The 17,989-nt window shown below is 72.9% G+C and carries 15 protein-coding genes; 5 read left to right on the forward strand and 10 right to left on the reverse strand.

Annotation, left to right across the window (positions count from 1 at the left end; translation table 11 throughout):
• Positions 1-2: 2 nt before the first annotated feature.
• From ACFVXE_RS19105 to ACFVXE_RS19115, 3 genes are read right to left on the reverse strand one after another with little or no spacing between them, the layout of a single operon-like run.
• A complete protein-coding gene (locus tag ACFVXE_RS19105) occupies positions 3-3,524 on the reverse strand; it encodes a 5-oxoprolinase/urea amidolyase family protein (RefSeq protein ID WP_389672386.1) in 3,522 nt (1,173 codons plus the stop codon).
• Positions 3,521-4,144 (reverse strand): urea amidolyase associated protein UAAP2, encoded by a 624-nt coding sequence (locus ACFVXE_RS19110; protein WP_389672387.1) that lies wholly within the window; start codon positions 4,142-4,144, stop codon positions 3,521-3,523. The genes ACFVXE_RS19105 and ACFVXE_RS19110 overlap by 4 nt, the downstream gene beginning before the upstream one ends.
• Positions 4,141-4,959, reverse strand: coding sequence for an urea amidolyase associated protein UAAP1 (locus ACFVXE_RS19115; RefSeq protein WP_389672388.1), 819 nt, complete (start codon positions 4,957-4,959; stop codon positions 4,141-4,143). The genes ACFVXE_RS19110 and ACFVXE_RS19115 overlap by 4 nt, the downstream gene beginning before the upstream one ends.
• A 171-nt stretch (positions 4,960-5,130) precedes the next feature.
• Between ACFVXE_RS19115 and ACFVXE_RS19120 the strand changes: the two genes are divergently transcribed.
• A complete protein-coding gene (locus ACFVXE_RS19120) occupies positions 5,131-5,778 on the forward strand; it encodes a TetR/AcrR family transcriptional regulator (protein WP_389672390.1) in 648 nt (215 codons plus the stop codon).
• A gap of 207 nt (positions 5,779-5,985) precedes the next feature.
• Here ACFVXE_RS19120 and ACFVXE_RS19125 read toward each other — a convergent pair whose 3' ends face one another.
• The 6 genes from ACFVXE_RS19125 to ACFVXE_RS19150 form a co-directional block, all read right to left on the reverse strand.
• Positions 5,986-6,429: an SPW repeat protein gene (locus ACFVXE_RS19125; RefSeq protein ID WP_389672392.1), complete on the reverse strand. Its 444-nt coding sequence runs from the start codon at positions 6,427-6,429 to the stop codon at positions 5,986-5,988.
• A 68-nt stretch (positions 6,430-6,497) separates the two neighbouring features.
• Positions 6,498-7,562 carry an ADP-ribosylglycohydrolase family protein gene (locus tag ACFVXE_RS19130; RefSeq protein ID WP_389672394.1) on the reverse strand — a complete coding sequence of 355 codons (1,065 nt, stop codon included), beginning with the start codon at positions 7,560-7,562 and terminating at the stop codon, positions 6,498-6,500.
• 5 nt (positions 7,563-7,567) lie between these two features.
• A complete protein-coding gene (locus tag ACFVXE_RS19135; protein WP_389672395.1) occupies positions 7,568-9,100 on the reverse strand; it encodes an amino acid permease in 1,533 nt (510 codons plus the stop codon).
• Positions 9,101-9,156: 56 nt separating this feature from the next.
• Positions 9,157-10,179, reverse strand: coding sequence for an isopenicillin N synthase family dioxygenase (locus ACFVXE_RS19140; RefSeq protein WP_389672397.1), 1,023 nt, complete (start codon positions 10,177-10,179; stop codon positions 9,157-9,159).
• A complete protein-coding gene (locus tag ACFVXE_RS19145) occupies positions 10,179-11,027 on the reverse strand; it encodes a hypothetical protein (protein WP_389672399.1) in 849 nt (282 codons plus the stop codon). The genes ACFVXE_RS19140 and ACFVXE_RS19145 overlap by 1 nt, the downstream gene beginning before the upstream one ends.
• A 195-nt stretch (positions 11,028-11,222) precedes the next feature.
• Positions 11,223-11,867 carry a fasciclin domain-containing protein gene (locus tag ACFVXE_RS19150; RefSeq protein ID WP_389672400.1) on the reverse strand — a complete coding sequence of 215 codons (645 nt, stop codon included), beginning with the start codon at positions 11,865-11,867 and terminating at the stop codon, positions 11,223-11,225.
• A 655-nt stretch (positions 11,868-12,522) separates the two neighbouring features.
• Between ACFVXE_RS19150 and ACFVXE_RS19155 the strand changes: the two genes are divergently transcribed.
• Genes ACFVXE_RS19155 through ACFVXE_RS19170 form a run of 4 tightly spaced genes read left to right on the forward strand, consistent with a single transcriptional unit; the run spans position 12,523 to position 16,605 of the window.
• Complete coding sequence (locus ACFVXE_RS19155; protein ID WP_389672401.1) at positions 12,523-13,794, forward strand: NAD(P)/FAD-dependent oxidoreductase; 1,272 nt, start codon at positions 12,523-12,525, stop codon at positions 13,792-13,794.
• A complete protein-coding gene (locus ACFVXE_RS19160; RefSeq protein ID WP_389672403.1) occupies positions 13,788-14,534 on the forward strand; it encodes a DUF1365 domain-containing protein in 747 nt (248 codons plus the stop codon). Before ACFVXE_RS19155 ends, ACFVXE_RS19160 begins: the two co-directional genes overlap by 7 nt.
• Positions 14,531-15,805, forward strand: coding sequence for a class I SAM-dependent methyltransferase (locus tag ACFVXE_RS19165; protein ID WP_389672405.1), 1,275 nt, complete (start codon positions 14,531-14,533; stop codon positions 15,803-15,805). The genes ACFVXE_RS19160 and ACFVXE_RS19165 overlap by 4 nt, the downstream gene beginning before the upstream one ends.
• The gene (locus ACFVXE_RS19170; RefSeq protein WP_389672407.1) at positions 15,802-16,605 is read left to right on the forward strand and encodes a DUF1295 domain-containing protein; all 804 of its coding nucleotides are present in this window, start codon (positions 15,802-15,804) and stop codon (positions 16,603-16,605) included. The genes ACFVXE_RS19165 and ACFVXE_RS19170 overlap by 4 nt, the downstream gene beginning before the upstream one ends.
• Positions 16,606-16,616: 11 nt before the next feature.
• Here ACFVXE_RS19170 and ACFVXE_RS19175 read toward each other — a convergent pair whose 3' ends face one another.
• The gene (locus ACFVXE_RS19175; RefSeq protein WP_389672409.1) at positions 16,617-17,981 is read right to left on the reverse strand and encodes a cryptochrome/photolyase family protein; all 1,365 of its coding nucleotides are present in this window, start codon (positions 17,979-17,981) and stop codon (positions 16,617-16,619) included.
• Positions 17,982-17,989: the final 8 nt, after the last annotated feature.

Genomic DNA, 17,989 nt, shown 5'->3' on the forward strand with positions numbered 1-17,989 from the left:
CCTCAGTTCGTGATCGACGGGGCCAGGACCACCAGCGCCGTGCCCGGTTCCACCTGGGCACCCGGCCGGGTGAGGATCTCCACGACGACGCCGTCCGCCGGGGCGTGGACCCGGGACTCCATCTTCATCGCCTCCAGGGCGAGAAGAGGCTGACCCGCCGTCACCGTGTCGCCCACGGCGACGTTCAGCTGCCAGACCGACGCGGCGAACTCCGCCTCCACCAGCCGGCCGCCCGAGGGCACGCTCACCTCGATGGCCGGCGGCGCCGGTTCCGTGGCGGCTTCCGCCCGCGCGAACTCGCCCGCCGTCTCCCAGGCGTCGCGCTCGGCGGAGAAGGCCGCGGCCTGCCGGCTGCGGAACTCGGCGATCGATCCCGCGTTGCCGGCGAGGAACTCCTCGTACCGGGCCAGTGAGAACGTGCCCTCCTCGATCCGCGGCACGAACCGGCCGGACGTGATGTCCGCGCGGAGCTCCATGAGTTCGTCCGCCGCCACCGGATACCACTTGATCCGGTCGAAGAACCTCAGCAGCCACGGGGCACCCGGCTCGAAGGCGCCGCGCTGCTGCCACCCCGACCACACCTGGGTGGTGCGCCCGACGAACTGGTAGCCGCCGGGGCCCTCCATTCCGTAGACGCACAGGTAGGCGCCGCCGATGCCGACCGAGTTCTCCGCCGTCCAGGTGCGGGCCGGGTTGTACTTGGTGGTGACCAGTCGGTGCCGGGGGTCGAGAGGAGTGGCGACCGGCGCGCCCAGATAGACATCGCCCAGGCCCAGCACCAGGTACTCGGCGTCGAAGACCGTGCGGTACACCTCCTCGACGGAGTCGAGGCCGTTGACCCGGCGGATGAACTCGATGTTCCACGGGCACCAGGGGGCGTCGTCCCGTACCCCCGCCATGTAGCGCGCGATGGCCTCCCGGGTCGCCGGATCGTCCCAGGACAGCGGGAGATGCACGGTGCGGGACGGCACGGTGAGGGCATCCGTGGGCGGGAGCGCCGACTCGGTGCGGTGGAGGAGCTCCAGCAGCCGGTGCTGGGGGAGGAGCTGCGGGTCCGTCTGGATCTGGAGCGAGCGGATGCCGGGGGTGAGCCCGGTGATGCCCGGTACCGCCGCGTCGGTCAGCGCCTCCATCAGCGCGTGCACCCGCATCCGCAGCGCCAGGTCCAGCTGCATCGGGCCGTACTCGACCAGCACGTTGTCGTCGCCGCTGCGGCGGTACGTGACGTCGTCGTCCCGGTACAGGATGCCGCCGTCGACGATGTCGGGGCGCGGATCGCCCGTGGTCGTCACCGGGGTGAAGCGGACCGTGTCGCCCGGGCGCAGCTGGCCCAGCTTCCAGCGTTCGCCCGTCACGACCGTCGCCGGGCAGACGAAACCGCCGAGCGAGGGGCCGTCCGGCCCCAGCAGCACCGGCATGTCGCCCGTGTAGTCGACAGCGCCCACGGAGTACGGGGTGTCGTGGATGTTGGAGGGGTGGAGTCCTGCCTCGCCGCCGTCCTTACGGGCCCAGCGCGGTTTGGGGCCGACCAGCCTGACACCGGTGCGGGCCGAGTTGAAGTGGACCTTCCAGTCGGCGGCGTAGAAGTCGTGGATGTCCTCCTCGGTGAAGAACTCCGGTGCGGCGTGCGGGCCTTCGGCCGCTCCGATGTGCCAGCTGCCGCCGATGTCCGGACGCTCGGCGGCCGGCACGGGGGTGCTCTGCACACGCACCGTGCCGCCGTGCAGGACGTCGCCGGTGCGCAGGGCCCGGCCGCCGTGTCCGCCGAAGCCGCCGAGGGTGAACGTCGCCGCGCTGCCCAGGAACTCCGGCACGTCCAGGCCGCCGGCGAACAGGACGTACGTCCGCAGACCCTTCCCGTCCGGCGAGCCGACCGAGAGCGTGGCGCCCGCCGGGACGGTGACGGGTTCCCACTGGGCGACCGGTGCCCCGTCGACCGTGACGGGGGCGGGCGCGCCGGTGACGCAGACCGTGACGGGGCGGGTGAACCGCAGGGCCGGGCCCTGGAGCGTGCATTCGAGGCCGGGGGCGCCCGGGTCGTTGCCGAGAGCCGTGTTGCCGAGCCGGAAGGACAGGTCGTCCATCGGGCCCGACGGCGGGACGCCGACCTGCCAGTACCCGGTGCGGCCCGGCCAGTCCTGCACGGTGGTGAGGGTGCCGCCGGAGACCACCTTGATGTGCGGGGTCGGGTCGGTGACGGTGGCGAGGGTGGCGGTGGAGTGGGCGGCGGTGCGGACCCGGTCGTCGGCGAGCGCGGCCCGTACCAGCCCGAGGTTGGTCTCGATGCCGTCGATCCGGGTGGCGGCGAGCGCCGTGTCCAGCCGGGTGAGGGCCTCGGCGCGGTCGGCGCCGTACGCGACGACCTTCGCCAGCATCGGGTCGTACGAGGTCGTCACCTCCGTCCCCGTCTCGACCCAGGTGTCGACCCGGACCCCTTCGGGGAACGCGACCCGGGTCAGCAGACCGGCCCCGGGGCGGTGGTCGCGGGTCGGGTCCTCGGCGTAGACCCGGGCCTCGACGGCGTGCCCGCGCGGCGTCCCCGGGTCACGCACGACAGCGGTGTCGCCCTGGGCGAGGCGCAGCATCCATTCGACGAGGTCGACGCCGTAGATCTCCTCGGTCACCGGGTGTTCGACCTGGAGCCGGGTGTTGACCTCCAGGAAGTACGCCTCGGCGCGCGCGGCGTCGTAGACGAATTCCACCGTGCCCGCAGAGCGGTAGCCGACCGTCGCGCACAGATCCTGTGCCGAGGTGGCCAGTTGCTTGCGGACGTGCGGCGGAAGTCCGGGTGCGGGCGCCTCCTCCAGGACCTTCTGGTTGCGGCGCTGCAGGGAGCAGTCGCGGTCGCCGAAGGTCACCACGCGGCCGTGACCGTCGCCGAAGACCTGCACCTCCACATGGCGGGCGTCCTCGACGAGACGTTCGAGGAAGACGCCGGCGGAGGAGAAGGAGGCGGCGGCGACCCGCTGCACCCGCTCCCAGGCGTCGGTCAGTTCGTCGACGGACCGGCAGGCCGACATGCCGATGCCGCCGCCGCCGCCGGTGGCCTTGAGCATGACGGGATAGCCGATGCGGTCGGCCGCGGCCAGCGCCGACGGCAGATCGGGGAGCAGCCCGGTGCCGGGCGCGAGCGGTACGCCCGCCGCCTCCGCGGCGGCGCGGGCGGTGTGTTTCGCGCCGAACAGCTCCAGCTGCTCGGCGGTCGGGCCGACGAAGACGATGCCGGCCTCCTCGCAGCGCCGGGCGAACCCGGCGTCCTCCGAGAGGAAGCCGTAGCCGGGGTGGATGGCACCGGCTCCGGTGTCCTTCGCGGCCTTGAGGACCAGATCGGCGTCGAGGTAGGACTCCTTGGCGGGGGCGGGGCCCAGCCGTACCGCCGTGTCGGCGAGGCGCACGTGCGGGGCGGACCGGTCGGGGTCGGAGAAGACCGCGACGGTACGCAGACCGAGGCGGCGGGCGGTACGGATGATCCGTACGGCGATCTCGCCCCGGTTGGCGACCAGGAGTGTGCCGAAGTGCGTCATGCGGTGGCCTCACCGATGGTGGCCTCGACCGCCGTCGGGTCGAAGCCGTTGCAGGGGTTGTTGATCTGGGGGCAGTTGGAGACCAGGACCAGGACGTCCCGTTCCGCGCGGAGGGTGACCCGCAGGCCGGGAGCGGAGATCCCGTCGACGATGCCGAGCGTGCCGTCCTTCTCGACCGGGACGTTCATGTACCAGTTGATGTTCGAGACCAGGTCCCGCTTGCCGAGCCCGTGCCGGGCGCCCTCGGCGAGGAAGTTGTCCACGCAGGCGTGCTGGGACCAGGTGTGGTGCCCGTAGCGCAGGGTGTTGGACTCCTTGGAGCAGGCGCCGCCGACGGTGTCGTGTCGGCCGCAGGTGTCCTCGGTGACGGTCATCAGCGGGGTGTGTTCATCGGACAGCAGCACGCTGCCGGTGGTCAGGAAGATGCTGCCCTGCGCGTGGACGGTGTCGGGCGCGCTGTAGCGGACGGAGGTGTCCTCGGCGTCGTAGACCAGGAAGTCCACGGCCTGGTTGCCGTGCAGATCGGTCAGCGTGAGCTGTTCGCCCGCGCGGACGACGGCGGACCAGGCGCCCCGGGCGGGGATCACGTCGGAACGGCGGACGGTGCCGGTGACGGTCATGCGAGCCCCCTGGCGGTGAGGAAGTCGAGGGTGTTGAGGAAGGCCCGGTGGCCCTCCGGGGTGGCGTCCCAGGCCGCGTCCCCGGGTGCTGTCGGGCGGGCGCGCCAGGCCAGCACCTCCAGCGGGGAGCAGACGTAGTCGGGGCGCGGGTCCAGCGGATGCGGGACATTGGCGATCAGTACGGTCAGGTCCTGCTCGGCGCGGAGCGTCACCGCTCCACCCGGTCCGGCGGATCCGGTGAACTCCAGGGCGCCGTCCTCGCGTACCTCCACGCCCTGGAAGAAGGAGAGCGACGGCGGCAGATCGCGCGGCCCGAGGCCGTTCTTCGCGGCGGCCAGTTTCAGCAGCTCACGGCCGGCCGGGGACGCGGACTGCGGGGAGCCGTCCCCGTACCGTTCGGCGTTGCGCCGATACGTCGAGGTGCCGCACAGGGCGTCGTGCCGGCCCGCACTGTCGGCGGTCACCGAGGCGAGGACCCGCCCCTGGTCGGAGAGGAGCAGTCGGCCTTCGCCGAGGTAGGCGTTCCACTGGACCTTGACCGTGTCCGCGGTGTTGAGCCGTTCCCAGGGCCGCCCGTCGACGAACAGCAGCAGATGGGCGCAGGCGTCGCCCGTGAGGTCGGTGAGGCGGAGTTCGGTGCCGCGGGCGAGCACCCGGTGCGTGTAGTTGCCCCCTGCGACGGTCTCCGCCCAGACGGGTGCGGAGGGGGCGGCCGCGGGCCAGTCGCTCGCGGGCACCACCGGCATCGCCTCGGTACGGGTGCCGTGCTGGGCGCGGGCATGGTCCCGGGCTCCGTGTGTAGTCGCTGTCGCCATGACGGGACCTCCGGCTCGCAGTGGGCAGCTCACGCCCCTGGCTTCGGTGTATTTCTGTCGCCCGACAGAAATTAGGGCGCGGGCGAGTCGGGTCCATTGCCCGCCCGTTGCACGGGAGTTACCGACTGCTCACCAAGATCGGGGCGGGCGGGGATGTGCGACGATCGGCCCATGTCCACCACCGGGAGAAAGGTCGGCCGGCCGCGCGCCCAGCAGCGGCCGGACAGCGGGCTCTCCGCGCGCGACGAACTGCTGGACGCCGCCGCCGAGCTGTTCACCACCCGCGGCTACGCGGCGACCACCACCCGGGCCGTCGCCGAACGGGCGGGCATGCGGCAGGCGACGATGTACCACTACGTCGCGGGCAAGGAGGACCTCCTCGCGGAGCTGCTCGAATCGACGGTCACGCCGTCGCTGGCCCTGGCCCGGACGCTGCTCGCCGACGCGCTGGTGGCGGCCGAGGACCGGCTGTGGCAGCTCTGCCGTTCCGACGTGGCGCTGCTCTGCGGGGGGCCGCACAACCTGGGCGCCCTGTACGTACTGCCCGAGGCGCAGGCCGAGCGGTTCGCCGGGTTCCACCGGGTGCGGGGTGAGCTGAAGGAGGCGTACCGGGCGTTGCTGGCGGCCACCCGGGCGGGCGCGGCTCTGGACGAGGCGGAGCTGGCGCTCCGTACCGATCTGGTCTTCGGGCTGATCGAGGGCGTGATCCTGGTCCGGCGCTCCGGGCCGCGGCGGCCGGTCGCGGTCTTCGCGGCGGCGACGGCGGACGCGGCGCTGCGGATCGTGGGCGGGGGGCGGGACCGGAACTCCCCCTCCTGAGGGCGGGGGCCGGCGGGCTGCCGTGCGGGCAGGATCCGGACGTGCCTCGGCCGGCCCGCTCGTGCGGGCCGGCCGACGGCTCGCGCTCCTCCCGTCGCTGTTCGCCGCCGCGGACCGCTGACGCCTTCCGTCCGGACCGGGCCGGATCAGGGAGCGGGGCCCGGTGTCGCCGGGGCTAGCGGGCCCCCGCGTGATCCGGACGAGAGGCTAGGCGCGGCTGCGGCCGCTCTTCGCCGCCGCACCGGCGCAGACCGCGCCCAGCAGGACGGCCAGGCCGCCGATGATGATGTTGTTGAGGATGACGCCCATGTCGGGGCTGCTGCCGACGATCCAGGGCGACACGATCATCCAGATGCCGATGGCGCAGATGGCCCAGCTCAGGCCGTACATCCTGGCCGGCATCACGGTGAATCCGAGTCCCAGCACCGCGATCGCGATTCCCATGATCAGGTTGTGCTGTACGAGGGTGGGCTGACTTGCGGTGAAGTGAAGGACCCATGGCGAGACAGCGCAGTACAGACCGACGAGGAACACCGGTCCGTCCACGAGCGCCACATCGCGGCCACCGAGTACGCGGTCGTAGCGTTCGCGCATTTCGGAGACATCCGGGTGGCTGGTGATGTCGGCGCGGGTGTGTGAGACGTTGGACATGAGAGTCGTCTCCTTCGATCCTCCGGGCCCGACCGCGTGGTGAGGTGAGCGGTAGGCGCCCCTTACTGTCATTCTGCGCTTATTCCGCCTTTATCGGTACATTTCGGGCCCAACGGATTCTGTGGGCCACGGGCGTCCAGGCGGCGGGCCAGGGCCGACAGCTCGGCCGTCCGCAGCACCCGGGGCCCGAACCCCGGCAGCGGGACGTGCAGCGGCTCCGTCCAGCGCGACGGGATCGCGTGCATCCCGTACACGGCCCCCGCCAGGATCCCGGTCACCGCGGCCACCGTGTCGGTGTCCCCGCCCGCATCGATCGCCGCGGCCAGCGCGGTCTCGAAGGTGCGTGTCGTGCGCAGCGCCCAGACCGCCGTCCCCAGACACGGCCACACCGCACCGTTGAACTCCGTCGCCAGACCGGGATGCCAGTCGGGCGCCAGGACCGTCGCCCAGCGTGTGCGCTCGCCCTCCCGCACTTCGGCCAGTGCTGCCGGGACAGCTGCGAGCGGATCCTCACCGCCCAGCGCCACCCGGGTCAGCTCGTGGAGGACGGCGGTGCCCTCCCACGCGGCGGGGTCGCCGTGGGTCAGCGCGGCGATCCGCCGGGCGGCGGTCATCGTCTCCGCCCGGGCCCGGGACTCGGCGTGCGCCCGGGACCCCGTGGTGTGCGCGCCGGCGGGTGGCTCCGGGGTCCGCGGCCGCGCGAACCGGACCGCCGACGTGCTCGCCCGCATCAGCGAACCGTTGCCCGCCGCACGGCCGTTGACCTGGTAGTGGAGTGCGGCGGCCAGGTCCCAGGGGTCGCCGCTGGTCAGGACGGACTCGGTCTGGAGACCGATGTCCTTCGGCTCGCCCGCCGCCCAGGTGCGGAACCGTTCGAAGATGTCGGCGAGGTCGAGGCCGCCGCGCTCCAGCAGCGACTCCCCGACCAGAACGGCCATCTGGGTGTCGTCCGTCGCCTCACCCGGATCCCAGCCGCCGCCCCCGCACATGGCGCCCCTGTGGACGCCGCCCGGCGGGAAACGGGCCGAGTACACGCCCGCGGGGCCGAACTCGAACGGTGCCCCGAGCGCGTCGCCGACCGCCGAGCCGACGACGGCGCCCACCACTCGGTCCTGCCTGCTTCCCCGGTCCATGAAGGTCACACTAGTGCTGTGACCGACCTCCTCCGGTACACGCGATATGCCACGCCGGCCAGCACCGTCGCGGTCAGGAACAGGACCGTGAACCACTGCAAGTACCAGTGCCCGCCGGCGGGGTCGTACACCGCGGCGCGCGGCCAGGCCAGGTTGACGGTCATGAAAAGCCCGTACAGCAGTGCGAGCGCATTGACCGGAACGCCCCAGCGGCCCAGCGAGAAGAGCGGCCTCCCCGTCTCGTCGACGGCGTCCGTACGGGCGGCGAACCCACCGCGCAGCCGGCGGACCAGCAGCGGGCCCGTCACCATCGAGTACGCGAGGTACAGCATCACGATGCAGGTCGTGCCGATCGCCAGGAACGCATCGGGCGAGGCGAAGCTGAGCAGCAGCAGGGCCGCCGAGAGCGCCCCCACGACCAGCGCCGGGAGGGTCGGCATACCGGTGCGCGGGTTGACCTTCGACAGCGGTCCGGAGCAGGGCAGTTGTCCGTCGCGGGCCATCGAGAACAGCATCCGGCAGGCCGCGGTCTGCACCGCGAGCGTCGCCACGGCGATCGCGACCACCACGTCCGCCAGCAGCACGCGGCCGACTCCGTCGCCGAGGCTGCTGGTCAGGACGTAACTCATGCCGTCGACCGCGAGCCGGCCGTCGGACAGGCTGGGCGCCGCCAGCAGCCCGCCCAGCACGAGCAGCCCGCCGAGGAGCCCGGCGGCCCCCAGGGCGGAGAGGACCGTGCGCGGGGCGGTGCGGCGCGGATCGCGGGTCTCCTCGCTCATCTCGCCCGCACTGTCGAAACCGATCATGACGTACGCGGCTGTGAACGATCCGACGAGCAGTGCGCCGAACGCCCCCGTCCCGGCGCCGCCGGTGTGGAAGGTGACGGACGGGGTGCGTGCGGAGTGGGTGAGCAGCAGGACCACGATCAGGACGGCGCCGATGATCTCGGCGGTGACGCCGACCCGGTTGACCACCGACATCACACGGTTGTCGACGATGTTCACCAGCGTGGTGAGGACCAGCAGAATCGCGCCCAGCAGGGCCGCGTTCGCGGCGCCCGTCGGGGAGAGCGGCGCGGGGTCGCCGCCGACCAGCTGGAAACCGGACCAGATCGGAGGCATCACCATCTGCAGCGCCAGCGCGGCCGCCGCCACCACCACGATCTGGCCGATGACCATGATCCAGCCCGCGAACCAGCCGAAGGCGGGGGTGGACAGCCGTGAGGACCACTGGTAGATCGCGCCGGATATCGGGTAGCGGGCGGCGAGTTCGGCGAAGCAGGCGGCGACCAGCAGCTGGCCGATCAGTACCGCGGGCCAGGCCCAGAAGAAGAGCGGGCCGCCGAAGGAGTACCCGACGGCGAAGAACTGGAAGACCGTCGTCAGGACCGAGATGAAGGAGAAGCCGGCGGCGAACGAGGCGTACCTGCCGAGGCTGCGGTGGAGCTCCTGACGGTAGCCGAACTCCTCCAGGGAGGAGCCGGGGGTGGCCGGGCCGGGCGGACCGGGGAGTACGTCGGTGGGGGCGGTGACGGACATGGCAGCACCTGCTCTCAGGGGCGGGGCGGGGAGGGGGGCGTTGACGGGCGGGGTGATCAGGGGCGGGCGGAGTGGCGCGCTTCCTGGCCGAACGAGGACAGCGGCAAGGCCCCGTCGGGCAGCGTGATCGCGCCGTCGGCCAGCCGCCGCCCGAGGTAGCGGAAGGTCTGGACGGTCTGCGCGTAGAGGTGGTCGCCCGCGACGACACCGGGTCGCGCGGGCCTGCCGGGGCCGGTGAATGCGGGCAGCGGGTCGACGCGGGTGTCGTGGTCGACCGTGCAGAAGAGCGGGAAGGAGTAGCGCTCCTCGGTGACCCTCCGGACCCGGTGGGAGGTGGCGGTGAACTCGCCGTTGGTCCAGAGCTCCAGCAGATCACCGGTGTTGACGACGAAGCAGTCGTCGAGCGGTGGCGCGTCTATCCACCGGCCCGCGCCGTTCATGACCTCCAGGCCGGGGGCGGTGGGGCGCAGCAGTGTGAAGCACTCGTAGTCGGTGTGGGCGCCGATGCCCGGCCGGTCCTCCGCCGTCGGATCGTACGGGTAGTGGATCAGTCGCAACTGGCTTGTGGGCCGGGTGAGATGCGGAGTGAACGCGTCCCGGGGCAGGCCGAGCGCCTCGGCGAAACCGCCGAAGAGGGTGCGGCCGAGCGCGAGGACGGCGTCGTACCAGGCGGTGACGGGGCCGCGGAACCCGGACAGCGCGGGCCACTGATTGGGTCCGAGCAACGGGCCGGTGACGTCGGGCAGTTCGAGGGAGAGGTCGAATGCCTCCTTGCGGTCGGCGCCCGCGCCCGCGAACACCTCCTCGCCCTCGGGGACGTAACCGCGGTGGTTGGGCGAGTTCCCGATCCAGCACGCCATCTTCTCCTCGACGGGCCGGGCGAAGAACGCCTTCGTAGCGGTGAGCAGCCGATCGAACAGCGCGGGGTCGATTCCGTGGCCGGACAGGTAGAGGAAACCGGTCTCGCGCGCGGCCCGGCCCAACTCGGCCACCGCGCTGGAGCGTTCCGCGGGACGTCCGGGGTGCCGCAGGGCCGTGATGTCCACGACCGGCAGTTCGGTGAACGGTGTCGCCGACATCAGCGCACCCCTTCCGGTACGGAGGCCGGTGCGATCCGGGTGTCGGTCCCGGTGGAGTGGAGCGCCGCCAGGAGTCCCTCGGCGGCGGTGATCTCGAATTCCCGGGTGTACGGAGTGCCGTCCGGCCGCGCGTCGCTCATCAGCAGCCCGGCGCAGCCGTCGAGCGCCGGAGCGAGCACGGCGCCCACCCGGTGCGGAAGGGTGGAGCGCTCGACGGTCCAGCGGCCGCGGTCGATCCGTCCGAGGGAGAGCTCGAAGTCGAGGAGGGCGCGGGCCCGGCCGAGGTCGGCGGCGCCGCGTACCAGTTCCTCCAGCGGGGTGCCGGCCGGCACGGGCTCGGCCCGGTCGCGTACCTGGGCGAACCAGTCGCCGGCCCTGATCAGCAGCCCCGCGCAGCCGGTCTCCCGGTCGAGGAGCTCGCAGGCGGCGGACGGCCCGGTGGTGCGCCCGGGCCTCCAGTGTTCGAGGTACGGGACGTGCACACCCGTCTCGACGAGTACGGCACCCTCGCGGCGGAGCCGTCCGGCGTCCGGGAGCGTGACGGGTCCGAAGTCGAGGCTGCGGGCCCAGTGGAACACGTCGGAGCGCCGCCGCAGTCTCCCCGCGAACGCCTCCTGGCGGGTGAGCGCGAGGAGCTCCTCGAAGCGGAGGCCGGACAGGGCGCCGCCGCCCAGGTGCCGGCGGCACTCCGCCGGCTGGCGCAGATCCGCGTACCGGGCCGGGCCCTGCACCCAGGTCACGACGGTGGTGGTGTCACGGTGGCCGTCGGCGTCGACGAGCAGCGAGCGGTGCCAGACGCCGGTCAGTTCGGGGACGGACGGGGGGACGGCGGACGGCTTCGCGGACATGGCTGCCCTTCGCGGTCGCGGCGGCCGGAGCCGCATTCCTGTCGGATGACAGAAATTAGGGAGAGCCTGTTTCCGCTGCATGACACGGCCGTGTCCGGGCGGCGCCGAAGTGCTCACCGCGGGCGGAGGCGGCACGGACCGGCCGGGGCGGTGGTGCCGCCCCGGCCGGTCCCGTGAGGTGAACCGCCCGCGGGCCTACTTCGGGGGCATCAGGACGGAGTCGACGATGTACACCGTCGCGTTGGCGGTCGGGACGTTGCCGCAGACGACCTTCGAGCCGTTGTTCACGGTGTACGCCATGTCGGAGCCGGAGGTCTTCAGGTCGCTCTTCTCCAACGTGGCGTAGGAGCCGCTCTCCAACTGCTTCGGCGTCAGCTTCCGGCCGACCGCGTGGTACGTCAGCACCTTGGTGAGCTCCGCCTTGTCCGCCAGCAGCTTGTCCAGGTCCGGCTTCGGGATCTTGGCGAAGGCGTCATCGGTCGGCGCGAACACCGTGATGTTCTGCGCGTTGTTCAGGGTGTCGACCAGGCCGGCCTTCTTCACCGCGGTGACGAGGGTGGAGAGCGCGGGGTTGTTGGAGGCGGCGGTGGCGACCGGATCCTTCGCCATCCCCGAGAAGCTTCCCGCGCCGTCCTTCGCCACGGACGAACACGCCGGTCCGAAGGGGTCGTTCATGTTCGCCGGCATGCTCGACGCGGCCGACGGGGACGACTTGGCCGAACTCGCGGCGGATCCCGAGGCGGAGTCCTTCGAATCGCTGGAGCAGGCCGTCAGGGCCAGCGGCAGAACCACCGCGACGGAGACGGCGGCCGCGGCGCGGCGAAGGTGCGGAGTACTCATGTCGTTCTCCTGAAACGTAGCGCGCGAGGTGCGCGGAAGGTGGAGCGGAATGAACGTCGAGGTGAGGCGGCGGCCCCGGCCCGCACGGACGACGCCGGACGCCGTCCCGGGAACCCCGCGCCTCCGCGGTCAGGGCACCGCGCCGGACGGAGGTGCCTTCCCGCCGCCCGCCCCTCTCCCCAGCCGCGGGAGAGGGACGGCGCGCCGGGGCGAGCCGTCCGGTCAGGAGATACCGCACTCCTGAGGCCGGTACGGCACCCGCCACCGGGGCGGTGCCGTCGGCGGGGCCGCCCTCCGGCCACCCCACCGCCGCCGCCCCGGCCACGCCGAAGACCGGGACGGCCGGGGCACGGGCACGGAACCCGGCGGTCGGACCGCTGAGCCCGGCGCAACCGGCGCGTGCCCGGCGGGACCGCCGGGACCCGGAGGCCCCGTGCTCCTGCGTCTCGTTCCGGTCTTCGCTCACAGCTGGGGTTCGTCGCCGGATGCCCGGCGGATTGGTCCATCACCCGATCGGAGGACATTCGGCGCTCGACCAATCCTTTGCGGCTCCGGCGACGAACCCCATGTGAGGAGTCCTGCCAGAGGGCTCCGGCCGGCGCGCACCAGGCCCCTCGTGAGGTCTGCCGGTCCCGAGACACCCGGAGGAACCGGCATGGCACGGAATCGGCGGCGCACAGCCGTGGTGGGCAGCGGGGTGGCGGGACTGACGGCCGCCCACGTGCTCCGCCAGGCGCACGAGGTGACGCTGTACGAGTCGGACGATCGGATCGGGGGCCACGCGCACACCCATGAACTCGTCGCGCCGGACGGCCGGATGCACCGGGTCGACTCCGGGTTCATCGTGCACAACCGGCGGACGTACCCGTATCTGCTGCGGCTCTTCGCCGAACTCGGGGTCGCCACTCAGGAGTCCGAGATGAGCATGTCCATACGGTGCGAGGGGTGCGGCATCGAGTACGCGGGCGGCCGCGGCCCCACCGGGCTCGTCGCCCGGCCGGGCACCGCGGTGCGTGCTCCCTACCTCCGGATGCTCGCCGAGGTGCCGCGCTTCCACCGCGCGGCCCGGCGGCACCTCGCCGCCGATGACGAGGACGGCGGTCTCACGCTGGGCGAGTTCGCCGCCCGCGGTCGTTTCTCCCGGTACTTCACCGCTCATTTCCTGACCCCGCTGGTCTCCGCCGTCTGGTCCTGCGACCCGGTGACCGCCATGCGCTACCCGGCCCGTTACCTGTTCCGGTTCCTCGACCACCACGGGATGCTCGCCGTCGGCGGTTCTCCGGTGTGGCGCACCGTGACCGGCGGCTCGCGGGAGTACGTCGACCGGGCGGTGAAACAGCTCGCCGCCGTACGGACTGCCACCCCGGTGCGGGCGGTACGCCGCCACGCGGACGGCGTCGACATCGTCACCGAGGACGGCGCCACCGAGGAGTACGACGCGGTGGTCGTCGCCACCCACCCCGACCAGGCACTGCGGCTGCTGGCCGACCCCACCGACGGGGAACGGCGCACCCTCGGCGCGTTCCGCTACTCCCGCAACCCCACCCTGCTGCACACCGACGCCTCGCTGCTCCCGCGCAGCCGCGCCGCCCGCGCCTCCTGGAACTACCTGATGCCGTCCTGCGAGGCGAGCGCCGACCGGGTCACCGTCAGCTACGACATGAACCGGCTCCAACGCCTCCGGGCCCCGGACACCTATGTCGTCACGCTGAACGGCGCCGACCGGGTCGCCGAGGACCGGATCCTCGCCCGCATGGTGTACGAACACCCCGTCTACACCCCGGAGTCGGTCGCGGCCCAGGCCCGGCTGCCCGCCCTGTCCGGACCGGTCACCGCCTACGCGGGGGCCTACCACGGCTGGGGCTTCCACGAGGACGGCTGCCGCTCGGGCGTGCGGGCCGCCGAGGCTCTGGGGGTGACGTGGTGAACGCCCCCGGCCCCGCGCCGAACGCCCTCTACCCCTGCACCATCACCCATGTCCGGACCGCACCCGGCCGGTACGCGCTCCGGCACCGCACCTATCTGTGGCTGATCGACCCCGACCGCCCGCCGCGCCTGCCGTTCGGCCTGCGCCCGCTCGCCCGCTTCGACCCCCGCGATCACTTCGGCGGTACGGCCCCGACGATCCGGGCCGGCCTCGAACGCTTCCTCGCCGCCCGGTCCATCGACCTCGCCGGCGGCAGCGTGCGGATGCTCACCCAGGCGCGGATCCTCGGCCATGTCTTCAACCCGCTCACCGTCTACTGGTGCCACCGGAGCGACGGCACCCCGCTCTGCACGGTCGCCGAGGTCCACAACACGTACGGGGAGCGGCACTGCTACCTGCTGCACCCGGACGGCGCCGGGCGGGCGAGTACCGGCAAGGAGTTCTACGTGTCGCCGTTCTTCCCCGTCGACGGCGGCTACCGGATGCGGCTGCCCGAACCGGGCCCCCGACTCGATCTGACGATCCATCTGGAACGGGACGGGAAACGCCCGTTCACCGCCACGGTGCGCGGCGTCCGGCGCCCCGCCTCACCCGCGGCCCTGCTCCGGGCGGCGGTCCGTCACCCCTGGGTCACCGTCGTCGTCTCGGCGGCGATCCGGTTCCACGGCATCCGGCTGTACCTGCGCAGGCTGCCCGTGCAGCCCCGCCCCCACCATCGAACCCAGGAAGGCATGCAGTGAAGGTGTCCGTCTCCCCGTCACCTCGGCGCCACGCCCCCGGCATCGACCCGGGACGCTGGCCCGACGTCGCCACCCTGCCTCCGGCCTCCCGCCTGCGCACCGCCGTCGCCGAACGGATCGTCCGTCATGCGCTGGCCCGGCTGCCGCTGCGCGCCCGGATCACCGGCGGTGCGGACCTCGGCCTCGGCGGGCCGCTGATGGAGATCCACGACCCCGCCGCGTTCTTCCGCCGCGTCGGCGCGGGCGGACTGATCGGGTTCGGCGAGTCCTACATGGCCGGCGAATGGGACGCGCCCGACCTGGTCGGTGCGGTGTCCGTCCTGGCGCGCCACGCCGCGAGTCTCGTACCCGGGCCGCTGCAACGGCTGCGCGGCACATGGGCTCCGCGGCAGCCCGCCGGGCAGCTCGGCACCCCGGAGTCGGCCCGCTCCAACATCAGCCACCACTACGACCTGTCCAACGAGCTCTTCGCCCTCTTCCTCGACGAGACCCTGACCTACTCGGCGGCCGTCTTCCGCGGCTTCCCGGCCGCCCCCGCCCAGCTGCCCGCCGCCCAGCACCGCAAGATCGACCGGCTGCTCGACCTCGCGGCCGTCGGGGCCGGGACGGAGCTCCTGGAGATCGGCACCGGCTGGGGCGAACTGGCCATCCGCGCCGCGGCGCGCGGCGCCCGGGTCGTCACCGTGACGCTCTCCCGGGAACAGCGGGCACTGGCCCGCGCCCGGATCCGCGCGGCGGGCTTCGCGGACCGCGTCGACGTGCGGCTCTGCGACTACCGGCAGATCACCGGCGTGTACGACGCGGTGGTCAGCGTCGAGATGATCGAGGCGGTCGGCGCGTCGTTCTGGCCGGTCTACTTCCGGACCCTGGAGGAGCGGCTGGCCCCCGGCGGCCGGATCGCGCTCCAGGCCATCACCATGCCGGACGACCGGATGCGCGCCAGCCGTGACACCTACACGTGGATCCAGAAGTACATCTTCCCCGGTGGGCTGCTGCCCTCGACCGAGGCGATCGAGCGGACCGTCGACGAGCACACCGCGCTCCGCATCGAGCACCGGATCTGCTTCGGGATGCACTACGCGGAGACGCTGAGGCTGTGGCGCGAACGGTTCGAGGAGCGCATCGACGAGACCGGGGCCCTCGGATTCGACGCCACCTTCCGCCGCATGTGGCGCCTGTATCTCGCGTACTCCGAGGCGGGCTTCCGTGCCGGCTACCTCGATGTGCAGCAACTCGTGCTGACCCGGCCGCGTGAGGAGGCGGCGCGATGATGTGGCAGGCGTTCGCCGAGGGGCTCGGTGCCACCGCAGGCGCCGCGCTCGCCGTCATGCTCGTCACGTTCGCCGTCGCGCTGCACCGGGGCGTGCACCGCGTCGTCGACGTGGCCTGGGGCGCCGCCTTCGCAGCCGTCGCCCTGGTCTCGTACATCCTGTCGGCCGGCGAGGGGGACGACGGGGTGCGGCTGCTGGTCACCGTGCTGACCGTCGCATGGGGCCTGCGGCTGGCGCTGCACATCGCCCGGCGCGGCCGCGGTCACGGGGAGGACCCGCGGTACGCAGCGATGCTGGCCAGGGCGCACGGCAACCCGGACCTGTACGCCCTGCGGAAGGTCTATCTGCTGCAGGGCGCACTGGTCTGGCTGATCTCGCTGCCCGTGCAGGCGGCCCAGTACCTGGCCGGGCCCGTGGGTGGGTGGGCCTGGGCCGGTACCGCCGTGTGGGCGGTCGGGCTCGGCTTCGAGGCGGTCGGAGACCTCCAGCTGGCCCGGTTCAAGGCCGATCCGGCACACCGCGGCCGGATCATGGACCGTGGCCTGTGGTCGTGGACCAGGCACCCCAACTACTTCGGCGACTTCTGCGTCTGGTGGGGGCTGTTCCTGATCGTCTACGCCGAGCCGGCCGCCGCCGCGGCCACCGTCGTCTCGCCGCTGGTGATGAGCTTCCTGCTGATCCGGGGCAGCGGCAAGGCGCTGCTGGAACGGCACATGGCGGGCCGCCCGGGCTATGCCGAGTACACCGCCCGTACCAGCGGGTTCCTCCCGCGTCCGCCGCGGAGTCCGGGCAGCCGGTGAGGCGCCGGCCGTCAGCCGGTACCGCGGGCCCGTTCGAAGCGGGCCCGCGCCTCACCGAGGTCCACCACCGGCTCCGGGTAGTCGAACCGGGCCCGCGCCCGGCCGGTCAGCTTCCAGGGTTCGTGGACCGCGGCGCCGTCCAGACCGGCCAGTTCCGGAACCCAGCGCCTCACGTACGCGCCGTGCGGATCGAACCGCTTGCCCTGGATCACCGGGTTGAGCACCCGGTTGGGACGGGTGTCCGTACCGGTGCCCGCCACCCACTGCCAGTTCAGCTGGTTGTTCGCCATGTCCCCGTCGACCAGCAGGTCCAGGAAGTGCCGGGCTCCGACCCGCCAGTCCACGTACAGCGTCTTGGTGAGGAAGCTCGCGACCAGCATCCGGCCGCGGTTGTGCATCCAGCCCTCGTGCGTCAGCTGCCGCATCGCCGCGTCCACCAGCGGGTAGCCGGTGAGCCCGGCGCGCCACGCCTCGATCTCGCCGGCGTCGGACCGCCACCGGTCGCCGCGCGGACGGTAGTCCGCCCATGAGGCGTCCGGCCGGGCGGCGAGCACCTGGTGGTGGAAGTCCCGCCAGGCCAGCTGCCGTACGAAGGCGTCGGCGCCGGCCCCGCCCTTCTTCCGGGCCCGGTGCACCGCCTCGGCCGCGGAGAGGCAGCCGAAGTGGAGATACGGGGACAGCCGGGACGTCGCGTCCCCGGCGAGGTCGTCGTGCCCGGTCACGTATCCGTCCATCGGGCCGTGCAGCCAGGAGGTCAGCAGTGTGCGCCCTGCCGTCTCGCCGCCCTCGGCGAGCCCGGGGGAGACGCCGGCCGTCCCGGTCCGCTCCGGCAGCGGAGCGGACTCCACGCCGTCCGGTACCCGTACCGTCCGCGGGGCGGCCAGGGTGCCCCGTACCCCGGCCGCCTCCCAGCGGCGGAAGTACGGGGTGAACACGGCGAAGTGGTCACGGCCGGCCGGAACGACCCGGCCCGGCGCGAGTGCGGTGACCACCGCGTCATGGACGTGCAGGGTGCATCCGGCCTCCGCCAGAGCCGCACGGAGCCGTTCCTCGCGCCGCACCGCGTATCCGCTCACCCCGGCCGCGACGTGCACGCTCTCCGCCCCGGTCTCCGCCACCACGGCGCACACGCCGGCCACCACGTCCGCCTCGCGGACGACCAGCCGGCCGCCCCTGCGCCGCAGCCCCGCGTCGAGATCGGCGAGACAGCCGGCGAGGAAGGCCCGCCGGTTCGGCGCGTCGAAGCCGGTCCGGTGGATGCCGTCGTCCCTGACGAAGAGAGGGACGACGGCATCCGCCCCGCGCACCGCCGCGTGCAGGACGGGGTTGTCGTGCAGCCGCAGATCGGAGGTGAACAGGGCCACCGAGACAGTCATGGACAGAT

This window comes from Streptomyces sp. NPDC058231 (assembly GCF_042882275.1).
GTDB lineage: Bacteria > Actinomycetota > Actinomycetes > Streptomycetales > Streptomycetaceae > Streptomyces.